The 16126-nt window shown below is 73.4% G+C and carries 14 protein-coding genes and 1 other RNA gene; 12 read left to right on the forward strand and 3 right to left on the reverse strand.

The features are described 5' to 3' along the window. Nucleotides 1–3: 3 nt before the first annotated feature. Nucleotides 4–3672, reverse strand: coding sequence for an FHA domain-containing protein (locus AC6I72_RS19280; protein ID WP_498002251.1), 3669 nt, complete (start codon nucleotides 3670–3672; stop codon nucleotides 4–6). A gap of 415 nt (nucleotides 3673–4087) precedes the next feature. Between AC6I72_RS19280 and AC6I72_RS19285 the strand changes: the two genes are divergently transcribed. The 4 genes from AC6I72_RS19285 (at nucleotide 4088) to AC6I72_RS19300 (ending at nucleotide 9672) form a co-directional block, all read left to right on the forward strand. Next, the gene (locus tag AC6I72_RS19285; protein WP_498002252.1) at nucleotides 4088–5779 is read left to right on the forward strand and encodes a serine/threonine-protein kinase; all 1692 of its coding nucleotides are present in this window, start codon (nucleotides 4088–4090) and stop codon (nucleotides 5777–5779) included. Between the two features lie 161 nt (nucleotides 5780–5940). Then, nucleotides 5941–7185 (forward strand): serine/threonine-protein kinase, encoded by a 1245-nt coding sequence (locus tag AC6I72_RS19290; RefSeq protein WP_498002254.1) that lies wholly within the window; start codon nucleotides 5941–5943, stop codon nucleotides 7183–7185. Between the two features lie 102 nt (nucleotides 7186–7287). Beyond that, complete coding sequence (gene prfB, locus AC6I72_RS19295; protein ID WP_498002255.1) at nucleotides 7288–8403, forward strand: peptide chain release factor 2; 1116 nt, start codon at nucleotides 7288–7290, stop codon at nucleotides 8401–8403. Nucleotides 8404–8703: 300 nt separating this feature from the next. Then, on the forward strand, nucleotides 8704–9672 hold the full coding sequence (locus AC6I72_RS19300; protein WP_498002257.1) for a hypothetical protein: 969 nt from the start codon (nucleotides 8704–8706) through the stop codon (nucleotides 9670–9672). A gap of 98 nt (nucleotides 9673–9770) precedes the next feature. Here AC6I72_RS19300 and AC6I72_RS19305 read toward each other — a convergent pair whose 3' ends face one another. Beyond that, a complete protein-coding gene (locus tag AC6I72_RS19305) occupies nucleotides 9771–9965 on the reverse strand; it encodes a hypothetical protein (protein WP_037862579.1) in 195 nt (64 codons plus the stop codon). A 247-nt stretch (nucleotides 9966–10212) separates the two neighbouring features. Here AC6I72_RS19305 and ftsE point away from each other — a divergent pair, with 247 nt between their 5' ends. From ftsE to AC6I72_RS19340, 7 genes are all read left to right on the forward strand, one after another. After that, a complete protein-coding gene (ftsE, locus tag AC6I72_RS19310; protein ID WP_037862576.1) occupies nucleotides 10213–10902 on the forward strand; it encodes a cell division ATP-binding protein FtsE in 690 nt (229 codons plus the stop codon). A gap of 33 nt (nucleotides 10903–10935) precedes the next feature. Continuing rightward, nucleotides 10936–11853 (forward strand): permease-like cell division protein FtsX, encoded by a 918-nt coding sequence (ftsX, locus tag AC6I72_RS19315; RefSeq protein WP_037862573.1) that lies wholly within the window; start codon nucleotides 10936–10938, stop codon nucleotides 11851–11853. A gap of 68 nt (nucleotides 11854–11921) precedes the next feature. Then, on the forward strand, nucleotides 11922–13148 hold the full coding sequence (locus tag AC6I72_RS19320) for a S41 family peptidase (protein ID WP_498002259.1): 1227 nt from the start codon (nucleotides 11922–11924) through the stop codon (nucleotides 13146–13148). Between the two features lie 106 nt (nucleotides 13149–13254). Beyond that, the gene (gene smpB / locus AC6I72_RS19325; RefSeq protein ID WP_360972513.1) at nucleotides 13255–13734 is read left to right on the forward strand and encodes an SsrA-binding protein SmpB; all 480 of its coding nucleotides are present in this window, start codon (nucleotides 13255–13257) and stop codon (nucleotides 13732–13734) included. 159 nt (nucleotides 13735–13893) lie between these two features. Further along, nucleotides 13894–14293, forward strand: a transfer-messenger RNA (tmRNA) gene (gene ssrA, locus AC6I72_RS19330). A gap of 149 nt (nucleotides 14294–14442) precedes the next feature. Next, on the forward strand, nucleotides 14443–14793 hold the full coding sequence (locus tag AC6I72_RS19335) for a hypothetical protein (RefSeq protein ID WP_360972511.1): 351 nt from the start codon (nucleotides 14443–14445) through the stop codon (nucleotides 14791–14793). Then, nucleotides 14790–15116: a hypothetical protein gene (locus AC6I72_RS19340; RefSeq protein ID WP_498002262.1), complete on the forward strand. Its 327-nt coding sequence runs from the start codon at nucleotides 14790–14792 to the stop codon at nucleotides 15114–15116. Before AC6I72_RS19335 ends, AC6I72_RS19340 begins: the two co-directional genes overlap by 4 nt. A 17-nt stretch (nucleotides 15117–15133) precedes the next feature. Here the strand turns inward: AC6I72_RS19340 and AC6I72_RS19345 are convergent, their stop codons facing one another. Then, a complete protein-coding gene (locus tag AC6I72_RS19345) occupies nucleotides 15134–15601 on the reverse strand; it encodes an ATP-binding protein (protein ID WP_498002263.1) in 468 nt (155 codons plus the stop codon). A 193-nt stretch (nucleotides 15602–15794) separates the two neighbouring features. On the opposite strand from AC6I72_RS19345, the gene AC6I72_RS19350 reads away from it, so the two are divergent. Continuing rightward, nucleotides 15795–16034, forward strand: coding sequence for an antitoxin (locus AC6I72_RS19350; protein WP_498002265.1), 240 nt, complete (start codon nucleotides 15795–15797; stop codon nucleotides 16032–16034). Nucleotides 16035–16126 lie beyond the last annotated feature (92 nt).

A 16126-nucleotide genomic window follows, 5' to 3' on the forward strand; every position in this document is an offset into this window, starting at 1 on the left:
CCCTCAGATCAGGGACGGCACCCGGGCCGCGGCCACCTCCCGCGCCGCCCGCTCCAATGCGCTCGCCAGCAGGGCCAGATCCGTCGGGCCGTTGCCCAGCTCGCGCACCGAACGGCGGGTGGGCGGGTCGCCCATGCGCTGCCACTCCAGCGGCACCACCGTGGGGCGCTGGGTCGCCGTCCGCGGGATGCGGCCCGTGACCCGGCCGCCCTGGAACGGCGTCACCCGGCCGTCAGCGGCGGTCAGCCGGCCCCGTCCCGGCGCCGGCCGGCCGCCGGCCCCGCCCGACCGCTCCAGCGGCCCGGCCGCCGCGGGGCCGGACTCCGGCGGGTCGAGGACGACGCGCAGCGCGGCCCGGCGGACCGGTTCGGTCTGCGCCGTACGGCCTCCCGGAGCGGTGGCCGCCACCAGGTGGACGCCGAGCCGCTCGCCGTCCCGGGCCACCGCCTCCAGCGCGCGCACCACGGACCCGGCGGCGGGCCGGCCGGGCGAACCCAGCGCCGGGGAGACCAGGGCGTCCAGGTCGTCCACGACCACGACGAGCCGGGGCAGCGGGGGTGCCGCCTCGGCCCGGGCCCGCGCCGCCGCGGGCCGCAGCCGCAGTGTGGAGCTGGGCGGGGTGTCGAGATCGTCCGCGCCCGCTCCCGCCGCCGGGCCGCTCCCCGGGCCCGGCGGCCCGGAGCGCTGGGCGACGACCCGGCCGGACAGCCCCCGCCGCCCGTGCCACTCGGCGAAGTCCGCCAGCCCCAGCAGCTCGGCCCGCCGCTTCAGCTCGGCGCTCAGCGACTGGGCGAACTCCCGCATCCGCACCGGGTCGTTGGCGGTGAGGTGCGTCGTCACGTGCGGTACGTCCGTACACACCCGCAGGCCCTCCCCGGGCCCGCCGGCGGTGCCGGTGCCGTCCCGGCCGTCCACCAGGACGATGCCCAGGCGGTCCGGGCGCTCGGCGGCGGCCAGCGACGCCACCACCGCACGCAGCAGCTCCGTACGGCCGCTGCCCGCCGGTCCCTCGACCAGCAGGTGCGGCCCGTCGGCCACGAGGTCGGCGCAGACCGGTCCGCGCGGACCGGCCCCGAGTATCGCCCAGGCCCGGCCGCCGAGGGCCGTGGCGTCGTCGGCCGCGTCCGCCCAGCGGGCCTGCAACGAGGCCGGGGTGGCGCGGGCCAGCCCCAGTTCGTCCAGCAGCCGCGCCGACAGCGGCAGCGGCGCCGACACCCGCGCCGGCCGGTTCCCGGCCGCTGTCTCCGCCGACCGCAGCGGCGCCAGCGCCCGCGCGAACCGCTCCGCCCACGCCGGGGACACGGCGTCGACGACGGCCACGGTGCCCGGGGCCACGGGCCCCCGCGCCCGGCCGCCGGAGCGGGCGACGCGCATCAGCCGCAGCGCGGTCGCCACGTCACCGCCGAGCAGCGCGACGGCCCCGCACTCCCGGAACACCGGCGAGGCCGCGCACGCCGCCTCGTACGCCTCCTCGTAGGCCCCTCGGTACGGCTCTCCGTGCGCCCCTGAGTGCGGCCGCTCGCCGTGCGCGGCCTCGTAGGGCTCCTCGTACGGCCTCTCGTACGGCCCCTGGTGCGCCCGCGGCAGCGCGGGCGCGGTGGCGGCCGCCGCCTCCGCCAGGCAGATCACGTGGATCCCCGCGCGGGGACCCTCCTGCGCCAGCCGGGCCACCGCGTCGCGCACGGCGGCACCGCCGGGATCGCCGTCGACGACGACCACGGTGTACGGACCCGCGAAGCCGCCGGCCGGACCGGACGCCGTCTCCTGACGCGCCCAGGAGGGGCGGTGGGCGGCCGCGGGGCCGGCCTCGGCGGGGTGCGGTGCGGCCGGCCCGTCGCCGCCGGCGCCCGGTGCGGCGCCTTCGGGGTGGTCCGCGCGGATCGCCGCGGGCGCCGGGGTGCGGGTGTCCGCCAGGTGGTCCTCCAGGCGGCGCAGGAGTTCGTCGGTGCGGGCCGCGGCCTGCTCGAGGTCGTAGGCCAGGAGCAGCCGGCAGTCCTGGCCGTGGCCCGGCCGCAGATGGGGGAGCCAGCCGAGCCAGGACCACTCCGCCGCCCGCTCCTGTGCCGGACGGGCGCGGTCCGTGCTGAGCAGCACGATCTCCAGGGCGTCGGGGGAGTGCAGCGCGGCGAGCTGGGCCAGCACCGCGCGGGCCAGCCCGGACAGGCGGGCGCGCGGTCCGGCCAGGCCCAGCGCCCCCACCTCGCGCAGGTCCGCCGTCACCGGGACCGCGGGCAGCAGCCGTCCGGAGCCGTCGGGCGCGGGGCGGTCGGCGGTGCCCAGGCGCACCGTCAGCGCCTCGGAGTGTCCCGGGCCGCGCTCCCACAGCCGGGGGCCGGGACCCAGCGCGGTCAGCAGCAGCGCCGCCGGGTCCGGCCAGGTCTCCGGCGACCGGGGCGTCGCCCAGGGGCCGGGCGCGGTCCCGTCCGGCGCGTCCGCCGCCGTGTCGTCGTACGCCTCGCCACGGGCCGCCGCCTCGCCGCGCCCGCCGGCCAGCCGCCGCGCCCACGCGCCGAGCCCGCCGCGCCTGCGCAGTCCCTGGGGCACGTCGGTCCCCCGCACGGGCGTGCCCTTGCGCCCGCCGCCGTCGAAGGAGCCGTCCGGGCCCGGGGCGGCACCGGGGTACCCGGCGACCCCGCCCCGGCCCGCGTGGGTGTCACCGCCCCGGCTCTCGATCCGCGGTGCGCGGCCCTGCGGGGGTACGGCGGGGGCGCCGGCCGGGCCGCGCTCCCAGGTGTGCGGGGCCGCCGCGCCCGGCGCCTGTCCGGAGGACCAGGCGGCGGTGCCGGTGCCCGCCACGGTCGCCGCGCCCGGACCGGAGCCCGGACCCGCGCCGGGTCCCGCGTCCCGGAAGGCTTCCGCCCCCGGGTGGTGGAGGGATTCCGCTTCCGTACGGTCCCAGGGGCCCGTTACCGGACGGTGGTCGCCGGTCCGCGCGTCCGTGGGGGCGGGGCCCGCGACCCGGGCGTGGCCCTCGCCGTCCGGGGCCGTCTCCCTGCGGGCCGCCGGGCCCGCGGACGGGGTCAGGCGCAGCACGGACTCGCCGATGCGCAGCAGCGCGCCGGGGGCGAAGCGGACCGGGCGGTCCACGGGCCGGCCGTCCAGCGCCGTGCCGTTGGTGGAGCCGAGGTCGGCGACCGAGACCCGGCCGTCGGGGGCGACGGTGACCGCGCAGTGCACGCGGGAGACGTCGGGGTCGTCGAGCGGGACGTCGGCGTCGGCGGAACGGCCGACCGTGATCTGTCCGCCGTGCAGCAGGTGGACACCGCCCGCGTCCGGGCCCGCGATCACGTGCAGCTGGGTCGGGGCCTCGTCCAGCTCGGGGTGCGCCTCGGGCTGGGCGGGGGCGCCCAGGGACAGCACCGCGCCGTCCAGCAGCGGGGGCTCGCCGAGCGTGCAGCGCTGGGCGTCCAGCCGCTCCGCGCCCGCGTACAGCACCACCGGGCCGGCGCCGGGCTCCCGGCCGGGCCGCTCGGCGGCACCGGCACCGCGCTCCCGGCCGGCCCGCTCGGCGGCCCCGGCCTCCCCGGCGACCGCGGCGGCGAGGGCGGAGGCCACCGCGGCGAGGGCCGTCCCCGCGGGCGCCGTGACCAGTACGTCACGGCTCGCGGCGCGGCCCCGGGCCGTGGGGGAGGGCGGGCCCAGCGGGTCTACGACGGTCAGCCGGATCTGCATCGCCGTCAGCGGTCCCTTCTGCGCGGGCGCCCGCGAAGCCGGAGGGGACGATGCCGCTCCGCGGCCCCCCAACCGCGGACATTCCCCCCACCGCCGCACGGGCACGTCGGCCAGTACTGCAGGCATCCTCGCACCTGCCGCTGACACCGTGCCCGCCACCCACCGGCAAGTGATCTTGAATGGTCGGCTCTGCCCCCAAAAGTGCCTGGCCGACGCTGTGCGGATGACCGGTTGAGATCGGTCACGTCCGGTTCCGGCAACCTGCCGGTCCGGATCGAGCGTCTTCCCTTCGAACGGAGACGTGGCCCGGCCCGGGAAGGCGGTCCCCGGGGGAGGGGAACTTCGACCGGCCGGTGCCGGGCGGACCGGCACTACAGTGTGTCGGAACGTAGGCAAGCGACAGGGAGCGCATGACGTGCGGCCGGTAGGCAGCAAATACCTCCTGGAGGAACCGCTCGGACGCGGTGCCACCGGGACCGTCTGGCGAGCCCGCCAGCACCAGCGGGCGGGAGCCGAGGCGGCCGTGCCCGGCCAGCCCGGCGAGACCGTCGCGATCAAGGTGCTCAAGGAGGAGCTGGCGAACGACGCGGACGTCGTGATGCGGTTCCTGCGGGAGCGGTCCGTCCTGCTCCGCCTCACCCATCCGAACATCGTCCGGGTGCGCGACCTGGTCGTCGAGGGCGACCTGCTGGCGCTGGTCATGGACCTCGTCGACGGGCCCGACCTGCACCGCTACCTGCGCGAGAACGGCCCGCTCACCCCGGTCGCCGCGGCACTGCTCACCGCGCAGATCGCCGACGCGCTCGCCGCGAGCCACGCCGACGGGGTGGTCCACCGCGATCTGAAACCGGCCAACGTGCTGCTGAAGCAGGACGACGGGCAGATGCACCCGATGCTGACCGACTTCGGCATCGCCCGGCTGGCCGACTCGCCCGGTCTCACCCGTACCCACGAGTTCGTCGGCACGCCCGCCTACGTGGCGCCCGAGTCCGCCGAGGGCCGCCCGCAGACCTCCGCCGTCGACATCTACGGCGCCGGCATCCTGCTGTACGAGCTGGTCACCGGGCGGCCGCCGTTCTCCGGCGGCTCCGCCCTGGAGGTCCTGCACCAGCACCTGAGCGCCGAACCGCGCCGCCCCTCCACGGTCCCCGACCCGCTGTGGACGGTGATCGAGCGCTGCCTGCGCAAGAACCCGGACGAGCGGCCGAGCGCGGAGAACCTGGCGCGCGCCCTGCGCGTGGTCGCCGAGGGCGTCGGCGTGCACGCGAACGCCGCGCAGATCGCCGCCGCGGAGGGTGTCGGCGCGCTGCTGGCCCCCGATCCGGCGCCCGCGCCCGTGCCCGCGCCGGACGGCGTGCCCGGCGCCGCCGACCCCACCCAGGTGCTGCCGCACGGCACACCGGCGTACGACCCGAACGGCGCGACCAGCGTCCTGCCGCACACCGGCGCCCCGCAGGGGCCGGACGGCCCGCCGGGCGCCGCCGACCCGACCACCGTGATGCCCCACGGCGCCGCCGGTCCCACGAGCGTGATGCCGCCCGTGCCGCCCGGGCAGGAGCCGGACCAGCCGCACCCCTGGCAGTCCCAGCTGCGTGCGGCCCGCGACCGCAACGAGCAGACGCAGGTCCAGTACCTCGACCCGACCGAGGACCCGCTGCGCCGCCGCCCCCAGCGGCAGGTCGCCCGGCCCCAGCAGCAGCCCCGGCAGGGCCACCCGCCGCAGCCGCAGCCCGGCTACGGCTACCCCCAGCAGCAGCCGCCGCAGCAGCCCCGGTACGCGACCCCGCAGCCCCAGCCGCAGCAGTACGCCCCGGCGCCGCAGCGGCCCGAGCCCCAGCGCTACGCGCCGCCGCCCGCCGCCGAGCCGCAGCGCCCGGCGCGTGAGCCGAGGCCGCCGCGGCAGCGCGGCGCGAACCCGATGAAGATCCCCGGACTCGGCTGCCTGAAGGGCTGTCTGTTCACGATCGTCATCCTGTTCGTCGCGGGCTGGCTGGTGTGGGAGCTGAGCCCGTTGCAGGACTGGATCGGCACCGGCCGGGGCTACTGGTCCCAGCTGACCCACTGGTTCGACCAGGCGGCCGGCTGGGTCAAGAAGCTCGGCGGCTGATCCGCGGACGCCCGCCCCCTGGGCGGGCGTCCGCCTGTCCGGCCGCGCCCTCGCGAGTTTGGATATTTGTCGACACCTGGCGGGTGATTTCCGTCTCCGCGGTGAAGGTTGCCTCGTCGGACGCGTAGTTTTGTCGGCAACACGCGTCTGTAGGAGCAGTCTTGGCACGGAAGATCGGCAGCCGGTACACCGCGAACCAGATCCTTGGGCGGGGCAGCGCCGGCACGGTGTGGCTGGGCGAGGGACCGGAGGGGCCCGTCGCCATCAAGCTGCTGCGTGAGGACCTCGCGTCCGACCAGGAGCTGGTGGGCCGCTTCGTGCAGGAGCGGACGGCCCTGCTGGGCCTGGAGCATCCGCACGTGGTCTCCGTACGCGACCTGGTGGTCGACGGCAACGACCTCGCCCTCGTCATGGACCTGGTCCGCGGCACCGACCTGCGCACCCGCCTGGAGCGCGAGCGCCGGCTCTCCCCCGAGGCCGCCGTCGCGATCGTGGCCGACGTGGCGGACGGGCTGGCCGCGGCGCACGCCGCCGGGGTCGTGCACCGGGACGTCAAGCCGGAGAACGTCCTGCTCGACATGCAGGGTCCCCTCGGTCCCGGCGGCGCCCACCCCGCGCTGCTGACCGACTTCGGTGTCGCCAAGCTCATCGACTCGCCCAGGCGCACCCGCGCGACGAAGATCATCGGCACCCCGGACTACCTCGCGCCGGAGATCGTGGAGGGGCTGCCCCCGCGCGCGGCGGTGGACATCTACGCCCTGGCGACGGTGCTCTACGAGCTGCTGGCCGGCTTCACCCCGTTCGGCGGCGGCCACCCCGGCGCGGTCCTGCGCCGCCACGTCACCGAGAGCGTCGTCCCGCTGCCCGGCATCCCCGACGAGCTGTGGCAGCTGATCGTGCAGTGCCTGGCGAAGGGGCCGGCGTCCCGGCTGCGGGCGTCGGAGCTGGCGGCACGGCTGCGGGAACTGCTGCCGATGCTGGCGGGCATGCCGCCCCTGGACGTGGACGAACCGGACACGGACCCGGCCCGGGAGAACGGCGAGGAGGCCCCCGAGGAGGCCGCGGCACCGGTGGCCGACCGGTCCCGCCGCCGGGGCGCGGTCCCGCTGGTGCCCGGCGCGCAGCCGGACTCCAACCGGGACACCCACACCTCGATGCGGGTGCCCGCGCCGGACGAGCTGGCCGGCGGCGCCCTCGGCACGGCCCGCGCGCCCCGTACGCCCGGCGCCCCCCGTCCCGGCTCGGCCCGGCACCGCACCGCGGCCCGCCGCCGCCGGATCACGCTGAGCGTGGCCGGGCTGGTGCTCGTCGCCGCGGTGGGCGCGGGTGCCTGGTGGGCGTCCTCGGGCGACGAGGGCACGGCCCCCGCCCAGGACCCGAAGCACTCGGCCCCCTCCTCGCCCTGACCCGCGACCCGGCCCCGCGGCCGGGTCCCGCGCCCGGCGCCCGCCCGTGTCCGATGCTCCCGTCCGGCGCTGGCCGCCTGGCGGAGCCGTTACGCTGGAGGCGTGGCAGTCGTCGATGTATCCGAAGAGCTGAAGTCCCTCTCCTCGACCATGGAGTCGATCGAGGCCGTTCTGGACCTCGACAGGATGAGGGCAGACATCGCCGTGCTCGAGGAGCAGGCGGCCGCGCCGTCCCTGTGGGACAACCCGGACGAGGCGCAGAAGATCACCAGCCGGCTCTCCCACCTCCAGGCGGAGGTCCGGAAGGCCGAGGCGCTGCGCGGCCGGATCGACGATCTCGCCGTGCTGTTCGAGATGGCCGAGGAGGAGGACGACCCGGACACCCGTGCCGAGGCCGAGTCCGAGCTGGCCTCGGTGCGCAAGGCGCTGGACGAGATGGAGGTCCGTACGCTCCTGTCCGGCGAGTACGACTCGCGGGAAGCCCTCGTCAACATCCGTGCGGAGGCCGGTGGCGTGGACGCCGCCGACTTCGCCGAGCGGCTCCAGCGCATGTACCTGCGCTGGGCCGAGCAGCACGGCTACAAGACCGAGGTCTACGAGACGTCGTACGCCGAAGAGGCCGGCATCAAGTCGACCACCTTCGCCGTCCAGGTGCCCTACGCCTACGGCACGCTCTCGGTGGAGCAGGGCACGCACCGGCTCGTGCGCATCTCGCCCTTCGACAACCAGGGGCGCCGGCAGACCTCCTTCGCCGGTGTGGAGATCCTCCCCGTCGTCGAGCAGTCCGACCACGTCGAGATCGACGAGAGCGAACTGCGCATCGACGTCTACCGGTCCTCCGGCCCCGGCGGCCAGGGCGTGAACACGACCGACTCCGCGGTCCGCATCACCCACCTGCCCACCGGCATCGTCGTCTCCTGCCAGAACGAGCGCTCGCAGATCCAGAACAAGGCCACGGCGATGAACGTCCTCCAGGCCAAGCTGCTGGAGCGGCGCCGCCAGGAGGAGCAGGCCAAGATGGACGCCCTCAAGGGCGACGGCGGCAACTCCTGGGGCAACCAGATGCGTTCGTACGTCCTGCACCCGTACCAGATGGTGAAGGACCTGCGCACCGAGTTCGAGGTCGGCAACCCCGAGGCCGTGTTCAACGGCGAGATCGACGGGTTCCTGGAGGCCGGAATTCGCTGGCGCAAGCAGCAGGAACAGCAGAGCAAGTAAAAAACGGACGCTTTGTCGACAAGGCAACTGCTGCCCTCGGGGCGGCAGTTGCCTTTTCCGTACCCGATGTCTGGGTTTTGCGTCACACTCACATCGCTCTTCGTCCGGCAAAGAGCGCGTACCCGGACATCGCGGTCGCAACGGCCTTGACGTTGCTTTGAAATATGGGAAGGGTGAGGCGCGGCATGCGTATCCAACGGGGCGCATGTGAACCGGGGGGCTTCATCTTTCAGCTTTCTCCGTCGATCACTGCCCCGAGCGCGGCCTCATTGACGATCGGCTACTGGGGGTAGCGAACATATGACGAAGAAGACGCGGGTCCGGGTCGCGCGCATAGCCGCGGGCGCCGTGATCGCCGCGGGCGCCTCGCTGACCGCCGCGGGTGCGGCTTCCGCGCTGGACGCGAACGTGCAGGTCGGTCCGGTCAGCCTCGGCCTGAAGGCGGGAGAGGGCGACCCCTGCGACATCGTCGTCGACCCTAGCTGCGGCGAGGGCAACAACGGTGGCTCGGGTGACAACGGCGGGTCCGGTGACAACGGCGGGTCCGGCGACAATGGTGGCTCGGGCGACAACGGCGGGTCCGGTGACAACGGCGGCTCGGGCGACAACGGCGGGTCCGGTGACAACGGCGGCTCGGGCGACAACGGCGGGTCCGGTGACAACGGCGGCTCCGGTGACAACGGCGGGTCCGGTGACAACGGCGGGTCGGGCGACAACGGTGGCTCCGGTGACAACGGCGGGTCGGGCGACAACGGCGGGTCGGGCGACAACGGTGGCTCCGGTGACAACGGCGGGTCCGGTGACAACGGCGGCTCCGGTGACAACGGTGGCTCCGGTGACAACGGCGGGTCCGGTGACAACGGCGGCTCCGGCAACAACGGCGGCTCCGGCGACAACGGCGGGTCGGGCAACAACGGCGGGTCCGGCGACAACGGTGGCAACGGCAACGGCAACGGCAACGGTGGCGGCACCGGCGGCAACGGTGGCAACGGCGGTGGCGACACCACCGGCGGCACCACCCCCGACGGTGGCAGCAGCAACAACACCGTTCCGCAGGAGCAGGGCTCCTCGGCCCTGACCGACACCGGCTCGGACACCACCGCCGACACGTCGAACGCCGCGCCCCAGGGCAGCGGCAAGGCGCTGGCCGAGACCGGTGCGGGCCAGACCGCGTTCCTGCTGATCGGCGCCGCGACGATGATCGCCGGCGGCATCGGCTTCCGCGTGCTGCCGCGCGTGATGGCGGGCCGCGGCGGCGCCGCCGCCTGAGCGTGCCCACAGCCCCACGGGGCGTGACCGACGCACGGTGAGGGGCCCGGAGCGAACCGCTCCGGGCCCCTTCGCCCTGTCCGACTCGAGGACCGCGGCTACGCGGTCTGGTGCGCCAGCAGCGCCACCCCGGCGATCAGCACCGCCAGCAGCGCGACCAGCGCCATCGGGTTCAGCCCGGCGAGGAAGTTGTTCTCCTGCTGCAGCCGCTCGCGGTTCGCGCGGCACACCGGGCACCGGCCCTCGCTCACGGGCGCCGCGCAGTTCGCGCACACCAGCCGGTCGTACGTCATGCGCTCGCCCTCCTCGCACCGATTACATCCCGACAACGTCCGCGGCCCCGCGAACGTTCCCCTCTCCACCATGCCAGGTTCCCCGGATTTCAGCGCGGGGTCCTCCGGGATCCCGCCGGGAGGAACGTACGGCGGGGACAAGAAGACAAAACGCACAACTGTCCCCAACCCCGACCGGTGACTGCGCTCGCACACCCGACTCGCGTATGGTCACGCTCATCTACCCCCGGCGACCCGTGGTGCATCCGTGATCCGATTCGACAATGTCTCCAAGGTCTACCCCAAGCAGACCCGCCCCGCTCTCAGGGATGTCTCCCTGGAAGTCGAGAAGGGTGAGTTCGTGTTCCTCGTGGGGTCCTCCGGCTCCGGAAAGTCCACCTTCCTGCGGCTGATCCTCCGCGAGGAGCGGTGCAGCCACGGACAGGTGCACGTCCTGGGCAAGGACCTCGCGCGGCTGTCCAACTGGAAGGTGCCGCAGATGCGCCGCCAGCTGGGCACCGTGTTCCAGGATTTCCGCCTGCTGCCGAACAAGACGGTCGCGGAGAACGTGGCCTTCGCGCAGGAGGTCATCGGCAAGTCGAAGGGCGAGATCCGCAAGTCCGTGCCGCAGGTGCTCGACCTCGTCGGGCTCGGCGGCAAGGAGGACCGCAGGCCGGGCGAGTTGTCCGGCGGTGAGCAGCAGCGCGTCGCCATCGCGCGGGCGTTCGTGAACCGGCCCAAGCTGCTGATCGCCGACGAGCCCACCGGCAACCTCGACCCGCAGACCTCCGTAGGCATCATGAAGCTGCTCGACCGGATCAACCGGACGGGCACCACCGTGGTGATGGCGACCCACGACCAGAACATCGTGGACCAGATGCGCAAGCGCGTCATCGAGCTGGAGAAGGGCCGCCTCGTCCGCGACCAGGCGCGCGGCGTCTACGGCTACCAGCACTGAGAAGTCCACGACGGAAAGGCTTGACCAGACGCCATGCGCGCCCAGTTCGTCCTGTCGGAGATCGGTGTCGGTCTCCGCCGCAACCTGACGATGACGTTCGCCGTCATCGTCTCCGTGGCCCTGTCCCTGGCCCTGTTCGGCGGCTCGCTGCTGCTGAGCGACCAGGTGACCAAGATGAAGGGCTACTGGTACGACAAAGTCAACGTGTCGATCTTCCTCTGCAACAAGAGCAACGCCGAGTCCGACGCCAACTGCGCCAAGGGCGCGGTCACCGAGGACCAGAAGAAGGCGATCCTCGCCGACCTGCAGAAGATGCCGGTCGTGGAGAAGGTCACGTACGAGTCCCAGGACGAGGCGTACAAGCACTACAAGGAGCAGTTCGGACACTCCCCGCTGGCGGCCTCGATCACGCCGGACCAGATGCAGGAGTCGTACCGGATCAAGCTGAAGAACCCGGAGCAGTACCAGGTCATCGCCAGCGCCTTCAACGGCCGTGACGGCGTGCAGTCCGTGCAGGACCAGAAGAGCATCCTGGACAACCTCTTCACCCTGCTCGGCTATCTGAACTGGGCGGCCCGGGGTGTGATGGCGGTGATGCTCACGGTGGCGACGCTGCTGATCGTCAACACCGTGCGGGTCTCCGCGTTCAGCCGCCGCCGGGAGACCGGGATCATGCGGCTGGTCGGCGCCTCCGGCTTCTACATCCAGGCGCCGTTCATCATGGAGGCCGCCGTCTCCGGGCTGATCGGCGGCCTGCTGGCCTCCTCGTTCCTGGTGACCGTGCAGTACTTCGTGATCGACCACGGAGTGGCGCTGTCCTCCAAGCTTCAGCTGATCAACTTCGTGGGCTGGGACGCGGTCCTCACCAAGCTCCCGCTCATCCTCGCCGCGAGTTTCCTGATCCCCGCGCTCGCCGGGTTCCTCGCGCTGCGCAAGTATCTGAAGGTGTGACACACGCCAACGGGGCCGCACCGCCGAGCGCGCGTGCGGCCCCGTCGCGTTGTCCTAGACTCACCGCCATGTCAGGCCGTGACCCGTTCTGCCCGCCCCGCCGCAGCCGCTCCGGGGCAAGTCTGACGTTGGTGTTCGTGGGGGTCCTCGTGGCCGGGGCGGCGACCGGTTCGCTGCCGGGGCACGAGCGCAAGTCCGCGGCGGCGGCAGGCCGTTCGGCCCCGTCCGGGTACGCGGCCGGGCCGTCGTACGGATCCTCTTCCTCCTCCGGCCCGCCGGCCGCCGCGGACGGCCACGAGCAGGTGGCGCGGGCCGCCGCCGAGGCCATGGCCGCGGGCAAGTCCCCGATGGAGGCCGCCGAGCACGCCGTCAGCCGCAGCGGCGACCGCTGGGGTGCCGTCTACTCCCCGGGCGACTTCGCGCAGTTCCAGGATTCCCTGGCCGGCCGGTACACCGGCGTGGGCCTGTGGGCGCGGCGCGAGCGGGACGGCCGGATCGACGTGATGAAGGTGCAGGCCGGCTCGCCGGCCGCCGACGCGGGGATCCGGGCCGGTGACCGGCTGCGGAGTGTGGACGGCGAGAAGGTGGACGGGCTGCCCGTCACCGACGTCGTCTCCTTACTGCGCGGTGACGCCGAGGACGCGGCCGCCGGCACCTCGGTCACCCTGGGGCTCGAGCGCGGCACGCGCACCTGGACGCGGACGCTGCGGCGGGCCCGGCTGTCCACGGATCCGGTCACCGTGCGGCGGCTCGCCGACGGGACGACGGTCATCAGGATCAGCGCCTTCACCCGGGGCGTCGGCGACAAGGTCCGTACGGCCGTACGCACCGCGCGGCCCGGCTCCGGGATCATCCTGGACCTGCGCGGCAACTCCGGCGGCCTGGTCACCGAGGCGGTCACCACCGCCTCCGCCTTCCTCGACGGCGGCCTGGTCGCCACCTACGACGTCGACGGCGAGCAGCGCGCCCTGCACGCCGAGCCCGGCGGCGACACGTCCAGGCCGCTGGTCGCGCTCGTCGACGGCGGCACGATGAGCGCGGCCGAGATGCTCACCGGGGCGCTCCAGGACCGCGGCCGGGCCGTCGTCGTCGGCTCCCGGACCTTCGGCAAGGGCTCGGTGCAGATGCCGACGCGGCTGCCCGACGGATCGGTCGCCGAGCTGACCGTCGGCCACTACCGCACCCCGGGCGGGCGCGGCGTGGACGGCCGCGGCATCACCCCCGACCTGGACGCGGGGGGCGACCCGGTGGACCGGGCCCGTACGGTCCTGACCGGACTGGGCGACCCGTCCTGACCCGGCGGCCCGCCGGCCGGTCCGGGGGAGCGGTGGGGGACGGTGGGGGCCCCGCGGAAATGGACTTTCCGCACACCCCCTGTGTGGTGCCAAAATGGTCGGCACTATGGCTAAGGAAAAAGGGCGCAAGCTGATCGCGCAGAACAAGAAGGCGCGGCACGACTACCACATCCTCGACACCTACGAGGCCGGTCTGGTCCTCACCGGCACCGAGGTGAAGTCGCTGCGCCAGGGGCGGGCCTCGCTGGTCGACGGCTTCGTGCAACTGGACGATCACGAGGCGTGGCTCCACAACGTGCACGTGCCGGAGTACAGCCAGGGCACGTGGACCAACCACAGCGCCCGGCGCAAGCGGAAGCTGCTGCTGCACCGCGAGGAGATCGAGAAGCTGGAGTCGAAGTCCCAGGAGACGGGCCACACCATCGTGCCCCTCGCCCTGTACTTCAAGGACGGCCGCGCCAAGATCGAGATCGCGCTGGCGAAGGGCAAGAAGGAGTACGACAAGCGGCAGACCCTGCGGGAGAAGCAGGACCGGCGCGAGGCGGAGCGGGTGATCTCGGCGGTGCGGCGCAAGGAGCGGGCGTAGCGGGCGCCCGGCGGACGCGGGCGGGCCAGGACGCCAGGGCGCCGGGAATAAGCTGGCAAGGACCCGCGTTGGTCACGTACGATGGCAACGCACCGCACAGCCGGTGCAGGCTCCCTTCTCCGGAAGGGTCCCTCTCCGGAGGGTTTGAAAAATCAACATGGGGATGATCGGTTTCGACAGCGGCTGTCGAAGCAGGGGAAGCGTGTCGAGGAAGCGGCCATGATCTCGTAAACCACAGGCCGAAAAAAATAATCGCCAATACCAAGCGCGATTCCTCCCAGCAGGCCTTCGCCCTCGCTGCCTGATCTCAGGTAGCGACCGCGAGCCTCCTATAAGGGAGTGTCAGCCCGGGGCTGTTCCCGACCCGGATCCTGGCATCAGCTAGGGGACTAAACCTTGATCCCGGTCACGGGGTGAAGAGGGAAACCAAACAGTGACTGAGCCCGTCGGAGACTTGTCCGCGTGATCTCCGGGGCCGAGAAAATCGAAGCGGACTGCACACGGAGAAGCCCTGGTTCCGCACCGTTGGACGCGGGTTCGATTCCCGCCATCTCCACTCGCCCGCACCCGCGGGTACCCCATGTGAGACAAGGCCCTGCCGCTTTTGAGCGGCGGGGCCTTCGTCGTGCGGGCGGTGGGGTCGGGCCGGGGAGGCGGTACGGTGAATGCCATGGCGCCCTGCATCCTTCGCACCCTTCCGGAGGACCGATGACGACAGCAGCCTCGCACCCCACACCCGGCGTCCCGCCCATGCCGGACAGGAACCCGAAAGCCCTGCGGGCCGCCATCGCGCAGCACGCTCCGCAGCTGCTCCCTGGTTTCGACGCCCACTGGAAGCGGTACGTCGCGGACGCCTACGACGTCACCACCGTCCCCGCCTTCATGGCCCGCTGGTGGGGCGAGTACGCCATCGCCCGGGACCCGCACCTCGACGCCTACGTCACCGCTCTCGAACACCGGGCTGCGTACGAATGCGACGACGCCGCCGAGGCCGGAGCGCTCCTGGAGGAAGCCTCCAACCTCCGGCATCTGGCGGCCCGGACGGAGCCCGGGCAGTGACGGACGCCGGGTTCATGGGCCCGCCCTGGCAGATGGACTGGACGCTCAAGGCGCAAGCCGCGCGTGACGCGCTTCCCGAGCACGTCCGCAAGGCGCTCGATGCGGCACGTGCCGAGTTGGTCACGGCGGCGGACCCGTATTTCCGTGGCGTCGAGACCGACGCCGGTCTGCCTGCGAGCATGAGTGTCGAGCCCGCCAGGTCCAGCGACCCGAAAGGGCCTCGTGTTCTGTATTTCGACAACGGGCACGGGTGGCTGAGGTACGTCTTCATGCAGAGGATCGAGGATCCCCAGATCGTGGTCGAAGAGGTCTTCTGGCAGTAGAGCGGGGCACGCCGGGCTCACAGGGCCCCCGCCTCAGTTGCTGCGTCCAGCTCGAACCAGACCGTCTTGCCGATCCCGCCGGGCCGGGGTTCCGCTCCCCAGTCGTCCGCCAGTTCGGCCACCAAGGCCAGGCCCCGGCCGGACTCGTCCTCCCATGACGCCTCGCGGGGCACCGGCAGGCTCTCGTTCGCGTCGGTGACCGTCACGCGCAGCCGGCCCGTGTCGTCCAGCACGCAGCGGGCCCAGATCTCGCGCCCCGGCGCCGTCCTCGCATGCCGGTACGCGTTCGTCATCAGCTCGCTCAGCAGCAGTACGGCCGTCTCCGTCACCTCCTGCGGAACCTTCCACGAAGCCATCTGCTCCCGCAGGTACGTCCGCGCCCGCCCCACGCTGCGGGCGTGGCGCGGCATGCGCCACTCGATGTCACGGGGCAGCGCGCCGGGCGAGCGGCGGGGCGTGGTGCTGGGGGAGGGCGTCGTCGGCATGGGCGTGGGGTTCCTCGCGTGGGGTACGTGTGGGCTCCGTCGTTCGGCGGCACCAGGCTGCGGGCCGCCGCGCCGTCCCGGGAGTGGCCGCGGCGGTACGCGGCGCGGCTGTACACGGACGGTGCGTGCACGGCGGCCCGCGATGAGATCATGAGGGCTCAGCAACTACACCGCTGTAGAGGAACGCACGCACATGTTCGAACAGCTCAAGAACCTGAAGAACCTCAAGGACAAGGTCGAGGACATCGCCGAGACCCACGGCGACAAGATCTCCGCCGGTCTGGAGAAGGCCGGCGACTTCATCGACGGCAAGACCGGCGGCAAGCACCACGACAAGATCGACTCCGCCGTCGACAAGGCCCAGGACTACATCGGGAAGCTGGCGGAGAAGGACGAGAAGGGTCCGGAGAAGGACTCCGGGAAGACGGACTGAGCCGTCGGCCGCGCGCCCTTGCGGGTGTAACCCGGCCGAACCGCGGAAACGCCCCGTGGCCGGTGGCTAGCCTCATGGTGGCGAGTCGGGTA

This window comes from Streptomyces sp. Xyl84 (assembly GCF_059731885.1).